Genomic DNA, 21345 nt, shown 5'->3' on the forward strand with positions numbered 1-21345 from the left:
ATGATTCACGAACTTCCCGTCTGGTTCGAGTGGGCGTCGCTGTCGGCGCTCGCCGTCCTGCTCCTCGTCGACCTGTTCGTCGTCGGGCGCCGGCCGCACGTCCCGTCCATGCGCGAGAGCGCGCTGTGGGTCGGGTTCTACGTCGCGCTCGCGCTCGTCTTCGGGGCGGTCGTCGGAGCGGTGGGGGGCGCGGCACCGGCCGGGGAGTTCTACGCCGGGTGGCTCACCGAGTACAGCCTCTCGGTGGACAACCTGTTCGTGTTCGTCATCATCATGGCGCGCTTCGCGGTCCCGCGGGAGCAGCAGCAGCGCGTCCTCATGGTCGGGATCATCGTCGCGCTCGTCCTGCGGGGAGGGTTCATCCTGGCGGGCGCGGCGATCATCTCGCAGTTCGTCTGGGTGTTCTACCTGTTCGGCGCGTTCCTCGTGTACACGGCGATCAAGCTCGTGGCGGGCGGCGACGAGCCCGAGGAGTACCACGAGAACCGCGCCGTCCGGGCGCTGCGCCGGGTCCTGCCGCTCGGCACCCGGTACGACGGCGGCCGGCTGCGCACGGTCGAGGACGGCAAGCGGGTGTTCACGCCGCTCGTCGTCGTGTTCCTCGCGATCGGCAGCACCGACCTGCTGTTCGCGTTCGACTCCATCCCGGCCATCTTCGGGCTCACGCAGGACCCGTTCATCGTCTTCACGACGAACGTCTTCGCCCTCATGGGGCTGCGCCAGCTCTACTTCCTGCTGGGCGGTCTGCTCGAGCGGCTGGTCTACCTGCCGATCGGCCTGGCCGTCATCCTCGGGTTCATCGGCGTCAAGCTCATCCTCGAGGCGCTGCACGAGAACACGCTGCCGTTCATCAACGGCGGCGAGCACCTCGAGGCGGTGCCGACGGTCCCCATCTGGCTCTCGCTCGTGGTGATCGTCGGGGCGCTCGCGGTCACGACCGTCGCGAGCCTGCTGCGCACCCGTGCGCTGCACGCACGGAGCGAGCCGGCGGACGGCGAGGAGCCCGGGACCGCGGCGTCGTCCACGGAGGACGTCACGGAGGACGCCACGGAGACCGTGACCGACGAGGCGCCCGCCGCGGGGGAGACCCCGCCGCAGAGCGGCGGGGTCCCTCGTGGGGGCGCCGCGCGCTAGCGCCCGGCCGGGACGGCGGTGCCGGCGAGCGCGCGGCCCGGCTCAGACGCGGTCCGCCCAGTCGCCGATCACCGGCGACCACGGGCGGACCGCGCGCTGTGCGACCAGCCCGGCGCGCGCGAAGGGGTCCTCGTCGAGGACCGCGGCGACGGCGTCGGGCGTCTCCCCGTCGAGGACGAGCAGCGCTCCGGCGGGCGCGTCCTCGTGGGCGGGAAGCGGACCGGAGGCGAGCAGCGTGCCCCGGGTGTGGAGGTCGGCGAGGAACGCGCGGTGCTCGGGTCGCAGGGCGTCGAGCTCGGCGCTGCGGTCGGCGTAGACGTAGGTGACGGCGTGGATCGGCATGGAGCCAGTGAACCAGGCCGGCCCGACGGCGCGGGGCCCGGTCCGCGCCTCGGCTGCCCCCGTGCTGCCTGCCGCCCGCTACCGGTCCCGCGCCATCGGCCACGCGCTACCAGCCCCGCTCACGCCACTCGGCGAGGTGCGGCCGCTCGGCACCGAGCGTCGTGTCGGCGCCGTGACCGGGATAGACCCACGTGGCGTCGTCGAACCGGTCGAAGACCCGCTCGACGACGTCGGACAGCAGGCTCGCGAACCGCGCCGGGTCGCGGTCGGTGTTCCCGACCCCGCCGGGGAAGAGCGAGTCCCCGGTGAACAGGTGCACCCGGCCGGGCACGGCGTCGGCCTCGGCGACGTCGTCCGGCTCGCGGTAGGCGAGCGCGACGGAGCCCGGCGTGTGCCCGCGCAGCGCCACGACCTCGAGGTCGATCGCGCCCACCCGCAGCACGTCCCCGTGCCGTAGGCGGCGCTCGACGGGTACGCCGGACGCCGCGGCGACCGCGTCCGCGTCGGGCTCGCCGGCAGCCGACCACGCGCCCGTCGCACCGACGACCGGCGCGAGCGCCCGGAGATGGTCGGCGTGCCGGTGCGTCGTGACGACGCCGTCGAGCCGTCCCGACGGCGAGCCCGCCCGCACGAGGCCGAGCACGTCGTCGGGCGCGTCGGCGGCGTCGACGAGGAGCTGGGCGCCGGTGCGCCGGCACGTGAGGAGGTAGACGTCGTTCGCGAGCGGCCCGACGGCGAGCTTGCGGATCTCGACCTCGTCGAGGCGTCGCAGGTCGTGCGGGCCGCCCACGGCGACCTGTCCGGTGTACGTCATGCGCCCAGTGTGCCGTCCGCTCGCGGCGGGCGGTGCGCCGCGACCCCGGGCCGCGGTGACCCGGGTCACGGCGGAGCGCGTGGACGTGGGGCGCTCGTGTGCGTTCGCCGGGTGCCGTGCGGAGGTGACGTCGAACACCTGTGCGAGTGTGGGTGGTCCGCCGTACGATGCTGCGGTGAGCAATCGCCTCGTCATCTCCGGTGCCCGCGAGCACAACCTGCGCAACGTCGACCTCGACCTCCCGCGCGACAAGCTCATCGTCTTCACGGGGCTCTCCGGCTCGGGCAAGTCGTCGCTCGCCTTCGACACCATCTTCGCGGAGGGGCAGCGCCGGTACGTCGAGTCGCTGTCCGCGTACGCGCGCCAGTTCCTCGGCCAGATGGACAAGCCGGACGTCGACTTCATCGAGGGCCTGTCTCCCGCGGTCTCGATCGACCAGAAGTCCACGAACCGCAACCCGCGCTCGACCGTCGGCACCATCACCGAGGTCTACGACTACCTGCGCCTGCTGTTCTCGCGCGCCGGGACGCAGCACTGCCCGGTGTGCGGCGAGCGCGTCACCGCGCAGACCCCGCAGCAGATCGTCGACCGCCTCCTCGAGCTGCCCGAGGGCACGCGCTACCAGGTCCTCGCCCCGGTCGTGCGCGGCCGCAAGGGCGAGTACTCCGAGCTCTTCAAGGAGCTGCAGACCAAGGGTTTCGCCCGCGCCCGCGTCGACGGCGAGGTGCGCACCCTCACGGACGTCCCGGCGCTCGAGAAGAAGCTCAAGCACGACATCGAGGTGGTCGTCGACCGCCTCGTCGCGCGCGAGGGCGTCCAGCGCCGGCTCACCGACTCGGTCGAGACGGCCCTCGGGCTCGCGGGCGGGCTCGTCGTCGTCGAGCTCGTCGACGCGGACGCGGACGACCCGGCCCGGGAGCGCCGTTTCTCGGAGAAGCGCGCGTGCCCGAACGACCACGAGCTCGCGCTCGACGAGATCGAGCCGCGCACGTTCTCCTTCAACGCCCCGTACGGCGCGTGCCCGGAGTGCACGGGCATCGGGTTCCGTCTCGAGGTGGACCCGGACCTCGTGGTGCCGGACGACGAGAAGTCGCTGCGCGAGGGCGCGGTCGCGCCGTGGGCGCAGATCTCGTCGGAGTACTTCGAGCGCGTCCTCACGGCGCTCGCGGACGACCTGGGCTTCTCCATGGACACGCCGTGGCGCGCGCTGCCCGAGCGCGCGAAGAAGGCCGTGCTCCACGGCCAGAACCACCAGGTGCACGTGCGGTACAAGAACCGCTGGGGCCGTGAGCGGCAGTACTCGACCGGCTTCGAGGGCGTCATCACCTTCCTCGAGCGCCGGCACACCGAGACCGAGTCGGACTGGTCGAAGGAGAAGTACGAGGCCTTCATGCGCGAGGTCCCGTGCCCCGTGTGCCAGGGGGCACGCCTCAAGCCGGAGGTGCTCGCGGTCAAGGTCGGCGGCAGGTCCATCTGGGACGTGTGCCGCCTGCCCCTGCGCGAGGCCGCGGCGTTCCTCGGCTCGCTCGAGCTCGGCGCGCGCGAGCGCGCCATCGCGACCGAGGTCCTCAAGGAGATCGACGCGCGCCTCGGGTTCCTGCTCGACGTCGGCCTCGACTACCTCTCGCTCGAGCGACCGGCCGCGACGCTCTCCGGCGGCGAGGCGCAGCGCATCCGGCTCGCGACGCAGATCGGCTCGGGCCTGGTCGGCGTGCTCTACGTGCTGGACGAGCCGAGCATCGGCCTGCACCAGCGCGACAACCGCCGGCTCATCGAGACGCTCACGCGCCTGCGCGACCTCGGGAACACGCTCATCGTCGTCGAGCACGACGAGGACACCATCCGCACCGCGGACTGGGTCGTCGACATCGGCCCGGGCGCGGGGGAGCACGGGGGGCGCGTCGTGCACTCGGGCGACTACGCGGGCCTGCTCGAGGCGCCGGAGTCCGTCACGGGCGCGTACCTGTCGGGGCGTCGCAGCATCCCGCTGCCGGCGCAGCGGCGCCCGACGGACCCGGGCCGTCAGATCAAGGTGGTCGGCGCGCGCGAGCACAACCTCACGGGCATCGACGTGAGCTTCCCGCTCGGCACGTTCACCGCGGTCACCGGCGTCTCCGGCTCCGGCAAGTCCACGCTCGTGAACTCGATCCTCTACACCGTCCTCGCCAACGAGCTCAACGGGGCCCGGCAGGTCGCGGGCCGCCACACGCGCGTCACCGGCCTCGAGCACCTCGACAAGGTCGTGCACGTAGACCAGGGCCCGATCGGGCGCACGCCGCGATCGAACCCCGCGACGTACACCGGCGTGTGGGACCACGTGCGCAAGCTGTTCGCGGAGACGACCGAGGCCAAGGTGCGCGGGTACACGCCGGGCCGGTTCTCGTTCAACGTCAAGGGCGGCCGCTGCGAGGCGTGCTCTGGCGACGGCACGCTGAAGATCGAGATGAACTTCCTCCCGGACGTCTACGTGCCGTGCGAGGTGTGCCACGGCGCGCGCTACAACCGCGAGACGCTCGAGGTGCACTTCAAGGGCAAGACCGTCGCGGACGTGCTCGACATGCCGATCGAGGAGGCGTCCGAGTTCTTCGCGGCCGTGCCCGCGATCTCGCGGCACCTCAAGACGCTCGTCGAGGTCGGCCTGGGCTACGTCCGGCTCGGGCAGCCGGCCCCGACGCTCTCGGGCGGCGAGGCGCAGCGCGTCAAGCTCGCGAGCGAGCTGCAGAAGCGCTCGACGGGCCGCACGATCTACGTGCTCGACGAGCCGACGACGGGCCTGCACTTCGAGGACATCCGCAAGCTGCTCGGCGTGCTCCAGTCGCTGGTCGACAAGGGCAACAGCGTCCTCGTCATCGAGCACAACCTCGACGTCATCAAGAGCGCGGACTGGGTCGTCGACATGGGCCCCGAGGGCGGCTCCGGCGGCGGCAAGGTCGTCGCGCAGGGGACGCCCGAGCAGGTCGCGCGCGTGGAGGCGAGCCACACCGGGCGCTTCCTCGCGGAGATCCTCGAGGGGCACGACCCCGTGCCCGTCGGGCCCGCGCCGTCGGCGTCCTCCGGGGCGTCGGCGCCTGCGGCGAAGGCCGGCAAGTCGACGAAGGGCCGGTCCGCGGCGGCGCGTCGGGCGACCGACGAGAAGCCGAAGACGGGGCGCCGCAAGGCGTCCGCGGCGTAACGACGGTGCGGCGCGGGTGCGGGCTCGAACAGGCCCGTACCTGCGCGGGCCCGCACCCGCGCGGCGTGCTCGGTGCTCGCCGCGTCGGGGCCGCGCGCTCGCCGTGCCCGGCGTCAGGCGGCGGCGCGCCGGGCGGGCGCCGGCTCGACGAGCACGCGGAAGTTCACCGAGCGCGCGATGAAGCAGTGGTCGTGCGCGCGCTGGTGGAGGGTCGCCAGCGCCGCCTCGTCCGTGCCGGGTCCGTCGTCGACCACCACGCGCGGGTGCAGCGTGACGTCCGTGAACTGGCCCTCGCCCCCGGACTCGACCCGCATGGTGCCGGTCGCGTCGTCGACGTACTCGCGCACGACGACGCCCGCCGCGGCCGCGAGGTGGAGGAACCACAGCATGTGGCACTGCGACAGGCTCGCGAGGAACAGCTCCTCGGGGCTGTACCGGGTCGGGTCGCCGCGGAACGCCGGGTCCGCGGAGCCGGGCAGCGGCGGCCTCCCGTCGAGGAGCACCTCGTGGTCGCGGCTGTAGGCGGTGTAGGACGCGGTGCCGCGGTCGCCCGCGCCGGTCCAGCGGGTCGTCGCGGCGTAGCCGTGCTGTGCGCTCATGGCCGCCACCCTAACGGCCGGTGACGCGCGTCACACGGCGCCGTCCCCGCGCCACCGCGTCCGTCGTCCCGCGTCCCCGCGTCGCCCCACACCCGAGCCACCGGCGTCGGTGGCCTGACCTAGGCTGGAGAACATGGCAGATCCCGCGACGTACCGCCCTGCGCCGGGGGAGATCCCCACCTCGCCGGGCGTCTACCGGTTCCGCGACGAGCACGGCCGTGTGATCTACGTCGGCAAGGCCAAGAACCTGCGCGCGCGCCTGTCGAACTACTTCCAGGACGTCGCGAACCTGCACCACCGCACCCAGACGATGGTCACGACGGCCGCGTCGGTCGAGTGGACGGTCGTCGGCACCGAGGTCGAGGCGCTCGCGCTCGAGTACACGTGGATCAAGGAGTTCGACCCGCGGTTCAACGTCAAGTACCGCGACGACAAGTCGTACCCGTACCTCGCGGTGACGATGGGCGAGGAGTTCCCGCGCGCCCAGGTGATGCGCGGCGCGAAGCGGCCCGGCACGCGGTACTTCGGGCCCTACGGCCACGCGTGGGCGATCCGCGAGACGCTCGACCTCCTGCTGCGGGTGTTCCCCGTGCGCACGTGCTCCGCGGGGGTCTTCAAGCGCGCCCACCAGACGGGCCGGCCGTGCCTGCTCGGCTACATCGACAAGTGCTCGGCGCCGTGCGTCGGGCGCATCACGCCCGAGGACCACAAGGCGCTCGCCGAGGACTTCTGCGACTTCATGGCGGGCGACACGCAGCGGTTCGTGCGCCGGCTCGAGCGCAAGATGAACGAGGCCGCCGCCGCGATGGAGTACGAGGCCGCGGCACGGCTGCGCGACGACATCGCCGCGCTCCAGCGCGCGACGGAGAAGAACGCGGTCGTGCTCGGCGACGGCACCGACGCGGACGTGTTCGCGCTCGTGGGGGACGAGCTCGAGGCGGCCGTCCAGGTGTTCCACGTGCGCGGCGGTCGCATCCGGGGTCAGCGCGGCTGGATCGTCGAGAAGGTCGAGGACGTCACGGACGCCGAGCTCGTCGAGCACCTGCTCCAGCAGGTGTACGGCGCGGCGGAGGAGGCCGTGGCGGCGGACGCCGGGACGCGCGCCGGGCGCGACCTCGCGCGCGACGCCGTGCCGCGCGAGGTCCTCGTGCCCGTCCTGCCGCCGGACACCGACCAGGTCACCACGTGGCTCTCCGGGCTGCGGGGCGCGCGGGTCGACGTCCGGGTGCCGCAGCGTGGCGACAAGAAGGAGCTCGCCGCGACGGTCCGGGCCAACGCGGAGCACGCGCTCGCGCTGCACCGCACGCGGCGCGCGGGCGACCTCACGACCCGCAGCCAGGCGCTGCGCGAGATCCAGGAAGCGCTCGAGCTCGAGACGGCGCCGCTGCGCATCGAGTGCTACGACGTCTCGCACAACCAGGGCACGTACCAGGTCGCCTCGATGGTGGTCTTCGAGGACGGGCTCGCGCGCAAGAGCGAGTACCGGCACTTCACGGTCCGCGGCCCGGACGGCGACGGCGCGGCCGACGACACGGCGGCGATGTACGAGGTGATCTCGCGCCGCTTCAAGCGCTACCTGTCCGACCGCTCGCGCTCGGGCGAGGTCGAGCTGGACCTCGAGGCGGACGACGTCGCCGACGGGTCCGACGCCGCGGCGCGCCGGGCGGAGCGTGCCGCGGAGGCGGCGGGCTACGTGCCGCGCAGCGGCGAGGTCGACCCCGACGCGCCCGTGGACCGGCGCGCGCGCTTCGCGTACCCGCCGAACCTCGTCGTCGTCGACGGCGGCCCGCCGCAGGTCGCCGCCGCGGCGCGCGCCCTGGCCGACCTCGGCATCGACGACGTCGCGCTGTGCGGCCTCGCCAAGCGGCTCGAGGAGGTCTGGCTGCCGGGGGAGGAGTACCCCGTCATCCTCCAGCGTTCCTCCGAGGGCCTGTACCTGCTCCAGCGCGTCCGCGACGAGGCGCACCGCTTCGCGATCGCCCAGCACCGCAGGCAGCGCAGCAAGGGCATGACGGCCTCGGCGCTCGACGACGTCCCCGGCCTCGGCCCGGCGCGGCGCACCGCGCTCCTCAAGCACTTCGGCTCCCTCAAGCGGCTGCGCGCCGCGAGCGTCGAGGAGATCGCGTCCGTCCGCGGCATGGGCGAGCGGACGGCGCAGGCCGTCGTCGCGGCGCTCGGCGGCGGGACCACGGACGACCGGCCCTCCCAGGACACTCCGGCGCAGGACGAGGCCGCGGCCCGCGCGTGACGGCTGGCATGCTGGGGGCATGACCTCGGAGCCGACCCCGGACCTCAGCCCGCAGGGCCAGCCTGCCCGCGTGCCGGAGCCCTCCCCGACCACCGTCCCCAGCGGCATCCCCGCGATCGAGGCCGCGACCCACGCCCCCGAGCCGAGCGAGGCCGAGGTGCTCATCATCACGGGCATGTCGGGTGCCGGCCGCACCCGGGCCGCCGCCGTGCTGGAGGACCTCGACTGGTACGTCGTCGACAACCTGCCGCCGCGCATGATCGTCCCGCTCGTGGACCTCATGACTCGGTCCGGCTCGACGCTCGAGCGCATCGCGGCCGTCGTCGACGTGCGCGGGCGCGAGTTCTTCACCGACCTCGTCGAGGTGCTCGACCACCTGCGCCAGAGCGGCGTGTTCTACCGCATCCTGTTCCTCGACGCGTCCGACGAGGTGCTCGTGCGGCGCTACGAGCAGGTCCGGCGCCCGCACCCGCTGCAGGGGGAGGGGCGCATCCTCGACGGTCTCGCCGAGGAGCGCCGTCTGCTCGCGAGCCTGGAGGAGCGGTCCGACGTCGTCATCGACACGTCCGAGCTCACCGTGCACGACCTCGCGCGCGAGGTGCGCGCCGCCGTCGCCGACGGCACCCCCGAGACGCTGCGCATCAACGTCGTCTCGTTCGGGTTCAAGTACGGGCTGCCGCTCGACGCGGACCACGTGGTCGACGTCCGGTTCCTCGCCAACCCCTACTGGATCACCGAGCTGCGCCACCTCACCGGCCGGGACGCGCCCGTGCGCGACTACGTGCTCGGGCGCCCCGGCGCGCTCGAGTTCGTCGACCGGTACGTGAACGCGCTCGAGCCGGTGCTGGCCGGGTACCTCGGGGAGGAGAAGCGGTACGTGACGATCGCCGTCGGCTGCACGGGCGGCAAGCACCGGTCCGTCGCGATCAGCGAGGCGATCGCCGCACGCCTGCGCGCCCAGGGGCAGCGCGTCATCGTCACGGCCCGCGACCTCGGCAAGGAGTGAGCGGCGCCGTGGTCAGCCTGCGCAACCCCGCCGTCGTCGCCCTGGGCGGCGGCCACGGGCTCTCCGCGAGCCTGTCGGCGCTCCGGCTCATGTCCGACCGCCTCACGGCGGTCGTCACCGTCGCCGACGACGGAGGCTCCTCGGGGCGCCTGCGCGAGGAGCTCGGCGTCCTGCCGCCGGGGGACCTGCGCATGGCGCTCGCGGCCCTGTGCGACGACTCCGAGTGGGGCCGCACGTGGAGCGCGCTCCTGCAGCACCGGTTCACGTCGGAGGGCGACCTCGACAACCACGCGGTGGGCAACCTGCTCATCGTCGCGCTGTGGGAGCTGCTCGACGACCCGGTGGCCGGTCTCGACTGGGTGGGCAAGCTCCTCGGGGCGCGGGGCCGGGTGCTCCCCATGGCGGCCGTGCCGCTGCGGATCGAGGCGGACGTCTGGGCGGAGGGCCGGCTCGAGACCGTCGTCGGGCAGAGCCGCGTCGCGGTGACCCACGACCGCATCGAGCAGCTCCGGCTCGTGCCCGCCGACCCGCCCGCGTGCCCGGAGGCGGTGCGGGCCGTGGAGGAGGCGGACTGGGTCGTGCTCGGTCCCGGGTCGTGGTTCTCGTCGGTGATGCCGCACCTGCTCGTGCCCGAGCTCGCACGCGCGCTGCACGAGACCTCGGCGCGCCGGTGCGTCACGCTCAACCTGTCGAGCGAGACGGGGGAGACGTTCGGGCTCACGGCGACGGAGCACCTGGAGGTGCTGCACAAGCACGCGCCGGAGCTGCGGATCGACGCCGTCGTGGCCGACCCGTCCGCCGTCGAGGACACCGAGCAGCTCGCGGAGGCCGCGGCGCGCATGGGCGCCCGGCTCCTGCTGCGCCAGGTCCGTCGGGGCGACGGCACGCCGCGGCACGACGCGCTGCGGCTCGCGGCCGCCTACCGCGACGTGTTCGACGACGTCCTCGGGGACGTCGGCTCGCCCGCCCGCTGAGCCCTCGCCGCCTGCTCCAACCCCCGCGGCCGGACACCGCGACGGCCGCCCGCGCGCTCCGGGACGCCGCCGCGACACGCTCCCATCGGTGGCAGGATGTCCCGCATGGCGCTCACGGCACAGGTGAAGGACGAGCTGGCACGACTGCGGGTGGACAAGACCTCGTGCCGCAAGGCGGAGGTGTCCGCGATGCTCCGCTTCTCGGGCGGCCTGCACCTCATCTCCGGTCGTGTGGTCATCGAGGCCGAGCTCGACACGGCCATCGCCGCGCGGCGCCTGCGCGAGACCATCGCCGACGTCTACGGCCACACGAGCGAGCTGATCGTGGTGTCCGCCGGAGGGCTGCGCAAGAGCAGCCGGTACGTCGTGCGGGTCGTGCGCGACGGCGAGTCCCTGGCCCGCCAGACGGGCCTCCTCAACCAGCGCGGCCGGCCCGTGCGCGGGCTGCCCCCGCAGGTCGTCTCCGGCGGGGTGGAGGAGGCCGAGGCCGCGTGGCGCGGCGCCTTCCTCGCCCACGGGTCCCTCACGGAGCCCGGGCGCTCGTCGGCCCTCGAGATCACGTGCCCCGGCCCGGAGGCCGCCCTCGCGCTCGTCGGCGCGGCCCGGCGCCTGGGGGTGTCCGCCAAGTCGCGCGAGGTCCGCGGGATCGACCGCGTGGTGATCCGCGACGGCGACGCGATCAGCGCGCTCCTCACGCGCCTCGGCGCGCACGAGGCGGTCCTCGTCTGGGAGGAGCGGCGCGCGCGTCGTGAGGTGCGCGGCACGGCGAACCGGCTCGCCAACTTCGACGACGCCAACCTGCGCCGCTCGGCGCGCGCCGCCGTCGCGGCGGGCGCCCGGGTCGAGCGGGCGTTCGAGATCCTGGGGCCCGACCTGCCGGAGCACCTCCGCGAGGCCGGCGAGCTGCGCCTCGCGCACAAGCAGGCGTCGCTCGAGGAGCTCGGTCAGCTCGCCGACCCGCCGCTCACCAAGGACGCCGTCGCGGGGCGCATCCGGCGCCTGCTCTCGACGGCCGACAAGCGCGCCGCCGAGCTCGGCATCCCGGACACCGAGGCGGGGCTGAGCCCGGAGCTGCTCGACCTCTGAGGAGCGCGGCCCTCCGCCCGCGACCGTCGCGCCGCGCGCCCGACGCCGCGGCGCCCGTCCCCTGGACGTCACGCACCGGCGGGACGATGGTCCCGAAGCATGGGATTCAGGTCACATGACGGAGTGGTGTTGGTATAGGCTCGTCAGTGTCAGGTGACAACGACGTGCTCCTTCGCTGACACCCCTCGTGGGCGTGGGTGGTCCCGGCTGTCGCCGTGACGGTCCACGAGCACGGAGGGTGCTGTGCCGGGATCCGGGCAGCGGGGCACGGGCGCGATCACCACCTGCGTACGACGGCGTACGTGATCGTTCGGCATCAACCGTGTGCGTCGGGACAACCGGCGCGCCCTGAGGAGGGCATTGTGACCATCCGCGTCGGTATCAACGGCTTCGGTCGTATCGGACGGAACTTCTACCGCGCCATCGTCGAGTCGGGCGCCGACATCGAGATCGTCGGCGTGAACGACCTCACGGACAACAAGACGCTCGCGCACCTGCTCAAGTACGACACGGTCCTCGGCCGTTTCCCGCTGAGCGTGGACTTCGACGACGACAACATCGTCGTCGACGGCAAGAAGATCCGCGCGCTCGCGGAGCGCGACCCGGCGAACCTCCCCTGGGGCGAGCTCGGCGCCGACATCGTCATCGAGTCGACCGGCTTCTTCACCGACGCGACCAAGGCGAAGGCGCACATCGACGCCGGCGCCAAGAAGGTCATCATCTCGGCCCCGGCCAAGAACGAGGACGCCACGTTCGTCATGGGCGTGAACTCGGACCAGTACGACCCGGCCGCGCACCACATCATCTCGAACGCGTCGTGCACCACGAACTGCCTCGCCCCGCTGGCCAAGGCGCTCAACGACTCGATCGGCATCGAGCGTGGTCTCATGACCACGATCCACGCCTACACGGGTGACCAGAACCTCCAGGACGGCCCGCACCGCGACCTGCGTCGTGCCCGCGCCGCCGCGCAGAACATCGTCCCGACCTCGACCGGTGCGGCCAAGGCCGTGTCGCTCGTCCTGCCCGAGCTCAAGGGCAAGCTGGACGGCTACGCGCTGCGCGTCCCGGTCATCACGGGCTCGGCGACGGACCTCACCTTCACCGCCTCGCGCGAGGTCACGGTGGACGAGGTCAACGCCGCGCTCAAGGCGGCGGCCGAGGGCCCGCTCAAGGGCATCCTCGAGTACGTCGACGACGAGATCGTGTCGAGCGACATCGTCACCAACCCGCACCAGAGCATCTTCGACTCGAAGCTCACGAAGGTGATCGGCGACCAGGTCAAGGTCGTCTCCTGGTACGACAACGAGTGGGGCTACTCGAACAGCCTCGTCGCGCTGACCGCCCTGGTCGGCGAGAAGCTCTGAGCCACCTGCTGACGCAGCACATCCCTGCGTAGCACCATGCGTCCGCGTGCGCGTCCCGGCACCGCCCGGTGATGCGCACGCGGACGTCCTCATGTGCGGGCCGGGCCGGCTGCCGGTCGGCGTCCCGCACGACGGCGACAGAACCGTAGGAGACCGCATGAAGACCATCGACTCCCTGGGCGACCTGCGCGGCAAGCGCGTCCTCGTCCGCTCCGACTTCAACGTCCCGCTCGACGGGACGACCATCACGGACGACGGGCGCATCCGCGCCGCGCTCCCGACGCTGAAGAAGCTGACGGACGCGGGCGCGAAGGTGATCGTCACCGCGCACCTCGGCCGCCCCAAGGGCGAGCCGGACCCGAAGTACTCCCTCGCGCCCGTCGCGGCCCGCCTGGGCGAGCTGCTCGGCGTGCCGGTGCACCTGGCGCAGGACGTCGTCGGCGACTCGGCGCGCGAGACGGTCGCCGCGCTCGGCGACGGCGAGGTCGCGCTGCTGGAGAACATCCGGTTCGACCCGCGCGAGACGTCGAAGGACGACGCGGAGCGCCAGGCGCTCGCCCGCGACCTCGCGCAGCTCGCGGACGTCTTCGTCTCCGACGGCTTCGGCGTCGTGCACCGCAAGCAGGCGTCGGTCTACGACGTCGCGCAGGTGCTCCCGTCCGCGGTGGGCGAGCTCGTCCTCAAGGAGGTCGACTCGCTGCGCAAGGCGACGGAGGACCCGCAGCGCCCCTACGCGGTCGTGCTCGGCGGCTCGAAGGTCTCCGACAAGCTGGGCGTCATCGCGAACCTGCTCACCAAGGCGGACCGCCTGCTCATCGGCGGCGGCATGGTGTTCACGTTCCTCGCGGCGAAGGGCTACGGCGTCGGGAAGTCCCTCCTCGAGGAGGACCAGATCGACACGGTCAAGGGCTACCTCGCGGACGCGGAGAAGAACGGCGTCGAGATCGTCCTGCCGACGGACATCGTGGTGGCCGACGCGTTCGCCGCGGACTCGCCGCAGGAGGTCGTCGCCGCGGACGCGATCCCGGCCGACAAGATCGGCCTCGACATCGGCCCCGAGTCGGCCAAGCTCTTCGCGAGCAAGATCGTCGACGCGAAGACCGTCGTCTGGAACGGCCCCGCCGGCGTGTTCGAGTTCGAGGCGTTCTCGGGCGGGACGCGCGCCGTGGCCCAGGCCCTGGTCGACGCGACGGCGAACGGCGCGTTCACCATCGTCGGCGGCGGCGACTCGGCCGCCGCGGTCCGCATCCTCGGCTTCGACGAGGCGGGCTTCAGCCACATCTCGACCGGTGGCGGCGCGAGCCTCGAGTTCCTCGAGGGCAAGGACCTGCCGGGGATCTCCGTCCTCGAGGGCTGACCGCCCCCCGTACCCCTCCGCGCCGCCCGCTCCCGCGGGCGGCGCGGGCCCCACAGAGAGAAGAAGGACCCGTGGCGAACACCCGCACCCCGCTCATGGCGGGCAACTGGAAGATGAACCTGGACCACCACCAGGCGACCCACACCGTGCAGAAGCTCGCGTGGACCTTGAAGGACGCGAAGCACGACTACGCGGCCGTCGAGGTCGCCGTGCTGCCGCCGTTCACCGACCTCCGGTCGGTGCAGACGCTCGTGGACGCGGACAAGCTCGAGCTCAAGTACGGCGCGCAGGACGTCTCGGCGCACGCCGAGGGCGCGTACACGGGCGAGATCTCGGCGTCGATGCTGGCCAAGCTCGGCGTGAGCTACGTCGCCATCGGGCACTCGGAGCGCCGCCAGTACCACGGCGAGACCGACGCCCTGGTGAACGAGAAGATCGTCGCCGCCGTGGGTCAGGGCATCGCCCCGATCCTGTGCGTGGGCGAGGGCCTGGACGTGCGCAAGGCCGGCGAGCAGATCCCCTACACGCTCGCCCAGGTCGAGGGCGCCCTCGCGGGCATCCCCGCCCCCCAGCTCGCGACGCTCGTCATCGCGTACGAGCCCGTGTGGGCCATCGGCACGGGCGAGGTCGCGACGCCCGAGGACGCCCAGGAGGTCTGCGGTGCGATCCGCGGCGCCCTCGGCGACCTGTACGACGCGGACCTCGCGAACGCGACGCGCGTCCTGTACGGCGGCTCGGTGAAGTCGTCGAACGTGGCCGCGATCATGGCCCAGCCGGACGTCGACGGCGCGCTCGTCGGCGGCGCGAGCCTCGACCCCGAGGAGTTCGCGAAGATCGCGCGATACCAGTCGCACGCGACCGGCGCCTGACCTCCGCCTCGCACCCCGCACCGACGGCCCCGGGACCGCGTCCCGGGGCCGTCGGCCACCGTCCGGGGACGGCGGCGGACGGGGTTGGCCGCGGCGGCCCCACGTCGCCTACTCTTGTCCCCTGTGCCGCGGGTCACGCCCGTGCACGACAACCGTGCGGTCGGTCCCGACATCGGTCGGGCCGGCCCTGAGCCTCAAGGACGTACTCGTGGACGTGCTGCGCATCATCCTCCAGATCCTGCTGGTGCTGACCAGCGCCTTCCTCACCCTGCTCGTGCTCATGCACAAGGGGAAGGGTGGCGGCCTCTCCGACATGTTCGGCGGCGGGATTTCGAGCTCCGTGGGCAGCTCCGGCGTCGCCGAGCGCAACCTCAACCGCATCACCGTGGCGTTCGCCCTCGTCTGGGCCGTCGTCATCGTGCTCCTGGGTCTCCTCCAGAAGGTCGTCTGACCGCACGCGCCCACCGGGGCGTCGTCGGGACGGCAGGAGAGTCCGCAGTCGGCAGGGGGCAAGCCGCGCACGGTCGCGCGGTCCGGGCAGGAACGAGTGCCGACGGCGGCACGGACGGGGGAGAGAGCACGTGGCAGGTGGTAACGCGATCCGAGGGTCGCGCGTCGGGGCGGGACCGCTCGGGGAGTCCGAGCGCGGCGAGATCGCGCCGCGCTTCTGGGTGTCGTACTGGTGCGCCAACGGCCACGAGACGCGACCCAGCTTCTCGTCGGAGGCGGGCATCGAGGCGCCGGAGACCTGGGACTGCCCGCGGTGCGGGTTCCCGGCCGGTCAGGACCAGGAGCACCCGCCGACGCCGTCGCGCAACGAGCCCTACAAGACGCACCTCGCGTACGTGAAGGAGCGGCGCAGCGACGAGGACGGCGTCGCGATCCTCGACGAGGCGCTCGCCGCGCTGCGCGCCCGCCGCGGCCGCTGAACCCGGCCGGGACGGTCCGGGTAGCGGCTCAGCCGCGCACGCGCGCGAGCACGAAGCCGTCGTAGCCCTTGGACCCGACGGTCTGCACGGCCGTGGCGTCGAGGCGCGGGTCCGCGACGACGCGATCCGCCATCTCCCGCACGCCGAGCACGTTCGGGTCGGTGCTCGCCGCGTCCGCGACGGCCCCGCCGCGGACGGTGTTGTCCACGACGAGGAGCGTCCCGGGGCGCGAGAGCCGCAGCGCGAGGTCGAGGTAGACCGGGTTCGAGGGCTTGTCCGCGTCGACGAACACGAGGTCGAACGGCTCGGCGCCGTCCGCGACGAGCCCTCGCAGCGTGTCGGCGGCCGGTCCGACGACGACGTCCACCGTTCCGGAGAGCCCGGCCGCGGCCAGGGACTCGCGCGCGACGGCGGCGTGGGCCGGGTCGATCTCGCACGTGACGAGCGTGCCGTCGGCGGGAAGAGCCCGGGCGAGCCAGATCGTCGAGTAGCCGCCCAGGGTGCCGACCTCGAGGATGCGCCGCGCGCCCGACGCGAGCGCGAGGAGCTGCAGCAGCCGGCCCTGGGCGGGGGAGACCTGGATCTCGGGGAGACCGGCGTCCCGGGCGCGCGCCGACGCGGCGGCGAGCACGTCGTCCTCGGCCACCAGGGGCGCGAAGTACGCGTCGACGGCGTCCCACGTGGCCGCGGGGTCCGCCGGGTGCTCGCCGCCGGTCGTCACGCCCGACCCTCGTCCGTCTCGGTCGGGGTCCCGGTGCCGGCCGCGGCGACGTCGACGAGCCACAGCGTGGCCTCCGTCCCCGCGACCGCGCCGGCCGGGGTCTCGCGCGGCGATGCGCCGGCGAGCGCCGACGCGACCGCGGGTGCCTTCTCGGCGCCCGCCGCGACGACCCACACCTGACGGGCCCGCGCGATCGCCTCGAACGTCAGCGTGACGCGCTCGGGCGGCGGCTTGGGGGAGCCGTGGACGCCCGCCGTCGGGGTGCCCGTGACGTCGAGCCCGGGGTGGTCGGGGAAGAGCGACGCGACGTGGCCGTCAGGGCCCATGCCGAGCAGCAGGACGTCGAAGGCCGGGACCCGCTCGCCGTCCGGCGCGTGCTCCGCGAGCGTCGCCGCGTACGCGGTCGCCGACTCCTCGGGGGTCGCGGCCGCGTCCGCGGCCGGCATCGGGTGCACGTTCTCGGGCGGGAGGTGCGGCAGGTGGTCGAGCAGCGCCGCGCGCGCCTGCGTCTCGTTGCGCTCGCCGTCGCCCGACGCGAGGAAGCGCTCGTCGCCCCACCACACGTGCACACCCGACCAGTCGACGGCGTCGCGCGCCGGGTGGCGCGCGAGCGCGGCCAGGCTCGCGATCCCGACGGTCCCGCCCGTCAGCACGACGTGCACGGGGCGGCGGACCGACTGCACGTCGAGCAGGCGGGTCACGAGCCGCGACGCCACCGCCTCGGCGAGCACGCCGGCGTCGGGGTGCACGACGACCAGGCGCGCCGGGGTGCCCGGCCCCGCGGCGGTCACGCGCCCACCTTCTGCAGGCCCTTGGTGAGCACCTCGCCGTAGATCTCGTCGGGGTCCAGACGGCGCAGCTCCTCGATGAGGGCCTCGCTGAGCGTCCGGATGGGCAGCGCGACGCGGCGGTCGGGCTTGCCCGGCTGGCTGATCGTCACCGTGCGGCCGTCGGGGCGGTCGAGGACGATCGGCCCGCTCTTGCGCTCGAGGGTCACGCGCGTGATCGCCTCGGCACCGCGCCGTCGCACCACCTGCGCCGGGCAGCGCAGCCGCGAGCCCAGCCACGCGGCGAGCAGGTCGAGAGACGTGTGCTTCGCCTGGCCCTCGACCACGACGCTCGTCACCGGCTCGTAGGGCGGCTGGTCGAGCGCCGCGGCGATGAGACCGCGCCACAGCGTCACGCGGGCCCACGCGAGGTCGGAGTCGCCCGGTCCGTACGTCTGCGCGAGCTGCGCGAGCGTCGCCTCGGGGTCCTTCGCCGCGATCGAGTCGGTGATGCGCCGCTGGGCCATGGCGCCGACCGGGTCGTCGTCGGGGGACGCGGGCGGCTGGCCCGGCCACCAGACGACGATGGGCGCGTCGGGCAGGAGGAGCGGCATGACGAGCGTGTCCGCGTGCTCGAGCAGCGGCCCGGCGGTGCGGAGCACGACCACCTCGGACGCGCCGGCGTCGCCGCCGACGCGGATCTGCGCGTCGAGGTGCGGCGTCGCGCTGCGCCCGGACGGCGCGACGACGATGACGCGGCACGGGTGCTCGCGGCTCGCGTCGTTCGCGGCCTCGATCGACGTCTCGACGTCGGACTCGCGCGCGATGACGACGAGCGTGAGGACGCGGCCGAGCGCGATCGCGCCGCCCTCGTCGCGCAGGCGCACGAGGCGCTTGTTCACCGCGTTCGTCGTCGTGTCGGGCAGGTCGATGATCATCGCGGGGTCCTCGCCGGTCGGAGGGTCGTGCCGCGTACCGGCGCACGACGGGGTCGGGGGGTCTCTCGGGTGCGCGCGGCCCGCTCGGCGGGCGCCGGCGCGGTCACGGGCGCCGCCAGGCGCGGCCGTCGCGCGCGAGCATCGCGTCGGCGGACTCCGGCCCCCACGTGCCCGACCGGTACGGCTCGGGCTTGCCCTTCGCGGCCCAGTGCGCGGTGATCGGGTCGAGGATCTTCCACGAGAGCTCGACCTCCTCGCGCGTGGGGAACAGCGGCGGGTCGCCGAGCAGGACGTCGAGGATGAGGCGCTCGTACGCCTCCGGCGACGACTCCGTGAACGCGTGCCCGTAGCCGAAGTCCATCGTCACGTCGCGGACCTCCATCGCGGTGCCCGGGACCTTGGCGCCGAAGCGCATCGTCACGCCCTCGTCCGGCTGGACGCGGATCACGAGCGCGTTGTTCCCGAGGTCCGACGCCTGCGAGCTCTCGAACGGCAGGTGCGGGGCCTTCTTGAACACGACGGCGACCTCGGTCACGCGACGCCCCAGGCGCTTGCCCGTGCGCAGGTAGAACGGGACGCCCGCCCAGCGGCGGTTGTCGATGTCGACGCGGACCGCCGCGTACGTCTCGGTCGTGGAGGTGTCGGGGATGCCGTCCTCCTCGAGGAAGCCGATGACCTCCTCGCCGCCCTGCCAGCCGGCGGCGTACTGCCCGCGGGCCGTGTGCCGGGACAGCTCGCGCGGCAGCCGCACGGCGGAGAGCGCCTTGATCTTCTCGGCCCGCAGGGAGGGCGCGTCGAACGACACCGGCTCCTCCATCGCGACGAGCGCGAGGAGCTGGAGCAGGTGGTTCTGGATGACGTCGCGCGCCGCGCCGATGCCGTCGTAGTAACCGGCACGGCCGCCGATGCCGATGTCCTCGGCCATCGTGATCTGCACGTGGTCGACGTAGTTCGCGTTCCAGATGGGCTCGAACATCTGGTTGGCGAAGCGCAGGGCCAGGAGGTTCTGGACCGTCTCCTTGCCGAGATAGTGGTCGATGCGGAAGACCGAGTCGGGCGGGAAGACCTCCGACACGACGGCGTCGAGCTCGCGCGCGCTCGCGAGGTCGTGGCCGAACGGCTTCTCGATGACCACGCGCCGCCACGCGTCCTCCGCCGAGCGGGACAGCCCCGACTCGGCGAGCTGGCGGCACACGACGGGGAACGCGCTCGGCGGGACCGACAGGTAGAACGCGTGGTTGCCGCCCGTGCCGCGCTCGGCGTCGAGCGTCTCGACCGTCTCGCGCAGGCGCTCGAACGCCTCGTCGTCGTCGAACGAGCCCTGGACGAACCGGATGCCTTCGGAGAGCTGGCGCCACGTCGCCTCGCGGAACGGCGTGCGCGCGTGCTCCTTGACGGCGTCGTGCACGACCTGCGCGAAGTCCTGGTCCTCCCAGTCGCGGCGCGCGAAGCCCGTGAGCGCGAAGCCCGGCGGCAGCAGGCCGCGGTTGGCGAGGTCGTAGACCGCGGGCATGAGCTTCTTGCGGGCGAGGTCGCCCGTGACGCCGAAGATGACGAGCCCGCACGGGCCCGCGATCCGGGGCAGGCGCAGGTCGAGGGGGTCGCGCAGAGGGTTGTGCTCTGGCGTGATCTTGGCCGGTCTCACCTGGTGGCACCGTTCCGTTCGGGGAGGGGTCGGAGGACTGCAGAAGGACTGGGGCGTCTGCGGATCATAGGGGCGTCGCGACGGGGTGCGCCGCCGTTCCCGCAGGTCGGACGCGCGGCCGGGACGCCGGCCGCGCGCCGGGGTCAGGAGGAGGCGAGGCGGCGCAGGTTGTCGCGCGTCGTGGCGAGCAGCTCGGTCCAGCTGTCCTCGAACTTGCGCACGCCCTCGGCCTCGAGCTGGTCGGTGACCTCGACGAGGGAGACGCCGAACGACTCGACGGTCTCGATCGTGCGCCGCGACGCGGTCGCCGTGCCGGTGACCGTGTCGCCCGTCACGACGCCGTGGTCCGCGAACGCCTGGAGCGTCGCCTCGGGCATGGTGTTCACGACGCCGTCCGTGACGAGCTCGTCGACGTACATCGTGTCGCGGTACTCGGGGTTCTTCACGCCCGTCGAGGCCCACAGGGGACGCTGGGGCTGCGCGCCGGACGCGACGAGCGAGCGCCAGCGGTCCGTCTGGCGGAACTCCTCGTAGGCCTCGAACGCGAGGCGCGCGTTCGCGACGGCGGTCTGCCCGCGCAGGTCGAGCGCCTCGGGCGTCCCGACCTTCTCGAGCGCGGCGTCCACCGCGGTGTCGACGCGCGAGACGAAGAACGAGGCGACGGAGCCCACGGGCGCAAGGTCGACGCCGTCGGCGCGCGCCTGCTCCAGCCCGATCGCGAACGCCTCCATGACCGCGCGGTAGCGCGCGAGGGAGAAGATGAGGGTCACGTTGACGCTGATGCCCTGCGCGAGCGTGCGCGTGATCGCGTCGAGGCCCGCGACCGTCGCCGGGATCTTGATGTAGACGTTCGGGCGGTCGATCGTGCGCCACAGGCGCTCCGCCGTGACGACCGTCGCGTCGGCGTCGTGGGCGAGGCGCGGGTCGACCTCGATCGAGACGCGCCCGTCGACGCCGTCGGTGGCGTCGTAGACGGGGCGCAGTAGGTCGGCGGCGGCGCGCACGTCGTCGGTCGTGATGCGCTCGACGGCGGCCTCCACGGCCGCGTCGTCGGTGCCCGCGGCCGCGAGGTCGGCGAGCTGGGCGTCGTAGGCGTCGCCCTTCGCGAGCGCCGACGCGAAGATCGTGGGGTTCGTGGTCACGCCGACGACGCCGCGCGTCGCCACCAGCTCGGCGAGGTTGCCGGTGCGCAGCCGTTCTCGGGAGAGGTCGTCGAGCCAGATCGACACGCCCGCTCCCGTGAGCTGCTCGATGGGGCCGGGGACGGTGGTGGGCTGCGTCATCGGACTTCCTCTCGTGGTGCTCTCGCTGCGGACGTGCGCCCGGGTCGCCGCTCGTGGCGGTCGTCCGGGGTGTCCCGAGGTGGGGCCGCGTGCA

General features: G+C 73.5%; 19 protein-coding genes. 11 read left to right on the forward strand and 8 right to left on the reverse strand.

What is annotated here, in order from left to right:
- Nucleotides 1-1134 carry a TerC family protein gene (locus ACPCUX_RS01150; RefSeq protein ID WP_423387997.1) on the forward strand — a complete coding sequence of 378 codons (1134 nt, stop codon included), beginning with the start codon at nucleotides 1-3 and terminating at the stop codon, nucleotides 1132-1134.
- A 42-nt stretch (nucleotides 1135-1176) separates the two neighbouring features.
- Here ACPCUX_RS01150 and ACPCUX_RS01155 read toward each other — a convergent pair whose 3' ends face one another.
- Nucleotides 1177-1476: a YciI family protein gene (locus ACPCUX_RS01155; protein ID WP_061267760.1), complete on the reverse strand. Its 300-nt coding sequence runs from the start codon at nucleotides 1474-1476 to the stop codon at nucleotides 1177-1179.
- Between the two features lie 106 nt (nucleotides 1477-1582).
- Nucleotides 1583-2290: an MBL fold metallo-hydrolase gene (locus ACPCUX_RS01160; protein WP_076405018.1), complete on the reverse strand. Its 708-nt coding sequence runs from the start codon at nucleotides 2288-2290 to the stop codon at nucleotides 1583-1585.
- 175 nt (nucleotides 2291-2465) lie between these two features.
- Here ACPCUX_RS01160 and uvrA point away from each other — a divergent pair, with 175 nt between their 5' ends.
- The gene (uvrA, locus tag ACPCUX_RS01165; protein ID WP_051027439.1) at nucleotides 2466-5462 is read left to right on the forward strand and encodes an excinuclease ABC subunit UvrA; all 2997 of its coding nucleotides are present in this window, start codon (nucleotides 2466-2468) and stop codon (nucleotides 5460-5462) included.
- A 113-nt stretch (nucleotides 5463-5575) separates the two neighbouring features.
- Here the strand turns inward: uvrA and ACPCUX_RS01170 are convergent, their stop codons facing one another.
- Nucleotides 5576-6061: an OsmC family protein gene (locus ACPCUX_RS01170; protein ID WP_085388754.1), complete on the reverse strand. Its 486-nt coding sequence runs from the start codon at nucleotides 6059-6061 to the stop codon at nucleotides 5576-5578.
- 133 nt (nucleotides 6062-6194) lie between these two features.
- Between ACPCUX_RS01170 and uvrC the strand changes: the two genes are divergently transcribed.
- The 9 genes from uvrC (at nucleotide 6195) to ACPCUX_RS01215 (ending at nucleotide 15897) form a co-directional block, all read left to right on the forward strand.
- Nucleotides 6195-8309 (forward strand): excinuclease ABC subunit UvrC, encoded by a 2115-nt coding sequence (uvrC, locus tag ACPCUX_RS01175; protein WP_061267762.1) that lies wholly within the window; start codon nucleotides 6195-6197, stop codon nucleotides 8307-8309.
- A gap of 19 nt (nucleotides 8310-8328) precedes the next feature.
- Nucleotides 8329-9315 carry an RNase adapter RapZ gene (rapZ, locus tag ACPCUX_RS01180; protein ID WP_051028082.1) on the forward strand — a complete coding sequence of 329 codons (987 nt, stop codon included), beginning with the start codon at nucleotides 8329-8331 and terminating at the stop codon, nucleotides 9313-9315.
- A gap of 8 nt (nucleotides 9316-9323) precedes the next feature.
- Entirely contained in the window at nucleotides 9324-10289 is a 966-nt protein-coding gene (locus ACPCUX_RS01185; RefSeq protein ID WP_198947282.1) for a gluconeogenesis factor YvcK family protein, read from the forward strand.
- Between the two features lie 105 nt (nucleotides 10290-10394).
- Entirely contained in the window at nucleotides 10395-11375 is a 981-nt protein-coding gene (gene whiA, locus ACPCUX_RS01190) for a DNA-binding protein WhiA (protein WP_423387998.1), read from the forward strand.
- A gap of 362 nt (nucleotides 11376-11737) precedes the next feature.
- Nucleotides 11738-12742, forward strand: a complete 1005-nt coding sequence (gap, locus tag ACPCUX_RS01195) for a type I glyceraldehyde-3-phosphate dehydrogenase (RefSeq protein WP_043654032.1) — start codon at nucleotides 11738-11740, stop codon at nucleotides 12740-12742.
- A gap of 157 nt (nucleotides 12743-12899) precedes the next feature.
- A complete protein-coding gene (locus ACPCUX_RS01200; protein WP_423387999.1) occupies nucleotides 12900-14099 on the forward strand; it encodes a phosphoglycerate kinase in 1200 nt (399 codons plus the stop codon).
- Nucleotides 14100-14170: 71 nt separating this feature from the next.
- A complete protein-coding gene (gene tpiA, locus ACPCUX_RS01205) occupies nucleotides 14171-14968 on the forward strand; it encodes a triose-phosphate isomerase (protein ID WP_085387882.1) in 798 nt (265 codons plus the stop codon).
- Nucleotides 14969-15176: 208 nt separating this feature from the next.
- Nucleotides 15177-15419, forward strand: a complete 243-nt coding sequence (gene secG / locus ACPCUX_RS01210) for a preprotein translocase subunit SecG (protein WP_021481808.1) — start codon at nucleotides 15177-15179, stop codon at nucleotides 15417-15419.
- Between the two features lie 130 nt (nucleotides 15420-15549).
- Nucleotides 15550-15897: an RNA polymerase-binding protein RbpA gene (locus ACPCUX_RS01215; protein ID WP_021481809.1), complete on the forward strand. Its 348-nt coding sequence runs from the start codon at nucleotides 15550-15552 to the stop codon at nucleotides 15895-15897.
- 28 nt (nucleotides 15898-15925) lie between these two features.
- Here the strand turns inward: ACPCUX_RS01215 and ACPCUX_RS01220 are convergent, their stop codons facing one another.
- The 5 genes from ACPCUX_RS01220 to tal all read right to left on the reverse strand — a co-directional run bounded on the left by ACPCUX_RS01220 (nucleotide 15926) and on the right by tal (nucleotide 21251).
- Nucleotides 15926-16618 (reverse strand): O-methyltransferase, encoded by a 693-nt coding sequence (locus ACPCUX_RS01220; protein WP_137280554.1) that lies wholly within the window; start codon nucleotides 16616-16618, stop codon nucleotides 15926-15928.
- Nucleotides 16615-17409: a 6-phosphogluconolactonase gene (gene pgl / locus ACPCUX_RS01225; RefSeq protein WP_423388000.1), complete on the reverse strand. Its 795-nt coding sequence runs from the start codon at nucleotides 17407-17409 to the stop codon at nucleotides 16615-16617. Before pgl ends, ACPCUX_RS01220 begins: the two co-directional genes overlap by 4 nt.
- On the reverse strand, nucleotides 17406-18323 hold the full coding sequence (opcA, locus tag ACPCUX_RS01230) for a glucose-6-phosphate dehydrogenase assembly protein OpcA (RefSeq protein ID WP_423388001.1): 918 nt from the start codon (nucleotides 18321-18323) through the stop codon (nucleotides 17406-17408). Before opcA ends, pgl begins: the two co-directional genes overlap by 4 nt.
- A gap of 103 nt (nucleotides 18324-18426) precedes the next feature.
- The gene (zwf, locus tag ACPCUX_RS01235; RefSeq protein ID WP_085387885.1) at nucleotides 18427-19968 is read right to left on the reverse strand and encodes a glucose-6-phosphate dehydrogenase; all 1542 of its coding nucleotides are present in this window, start codon (nucleotides 19966-19968) and stop codon (nucleotides 18427-18429) included.
- A 143-nt stretch (nucleotides 19969-20111) separates the two neighbouring features.
- Nucleotides 20112-21251 carry a transaldolase gene (gene tal, locus ACPCUX_RS01240; protein WP_423388002.1) on the reverse strand — a complete coding sequence of 380 codons (1140 nt, stop codon included), beginning with the start codon at nucleotides 21249-21251 and terminating at the stop codon, nucleotides 20112-20114.
- Between the last annotated feature and the right edge of the window lie 94 nt (nucleotides 21252-21345).

The sequence above is a fragment of the Cellulosimicrobium sp. AB352 genome, from assembly GCF_049538415.1.
Classification (GTDB): domain Bacteria; phylum Actinomycetota; class Actinomycetes; order Actinomycetales; family Cellulomonadaceae; genus Cellulosimicrobium; species Cellulosimicrobium funkei.

Bases quoted from the DNA above. Each gene is read 5' to 3' on its own strand.
- ACPCUX_RS01150 (WP_423387997.1), top strand. From the start codon at position 1: ATGATTCACGAACTTCCCGTCTGGTTCGAGTGGGCGTCGCTGTCGGCG.
- ACPCUX_RS01170 (WP_085388754.1), bottom strand. From the start codon at position 6,061: ATGAGCGCACAGCACGGCTACGCCGCGACGACCCGCTGGACCGGCGCG.
- ACPCUX_RS01200 (WP_423387999.1), top strand. From the start codon at position 12,900: ATGAAGACCATCGACTCCCTGGGCGACCTGCGCGGCAAGCGCGTCCTC.
- rapZ (WP_051028082.1), top strand. From the start codon at position 8,329: ATGACCTCGGAGCCGACCCCGGACCTCAGCCCGCAGGGCCAGCCTGCC.
- ACPCUX_RS01160 (WP_076405018.1), bottom strand. From the start codon at position 2,290: ATGACGTACACCGGACAGGTCGCCGTGGGCGGCCCGCACGACCTGCGA.
- whiA (WP_423387998.1), top strand. From the start codon at position 10,395: ATGGCGCTCACGGCACAGGTGAAGGACGAGCTGGCACGACTGCGGGTG.
- uvrC (WP_061267762.1), top strand. From the start codon at position 6,195: ATGGCAGATCCCGCGACGTACCGCCCTGCGCCGGGGGAGATCCCCACC.
- opcA (WP_423388001.1), bottom strand. From the start codon at position 18,323: ATGATCATCGACCTGCCCGACACGACGACGAACGCGGTGAACAAGCGC.
- ACPCUX_RS01155 (WP_061267760.1), bottom strand. From the start codon at position 1,476: ATGCCGATCCACGCCGTCACCTACGTCTACGCCGACCGCAGCGCCGAG.
- tal (WP_423388002.1), bottom strand. From the start codon at position 21,251: ATGACGCAGCCCACCACCGTCCCCGGCCCCATCGAGCAGCTCACGGGA.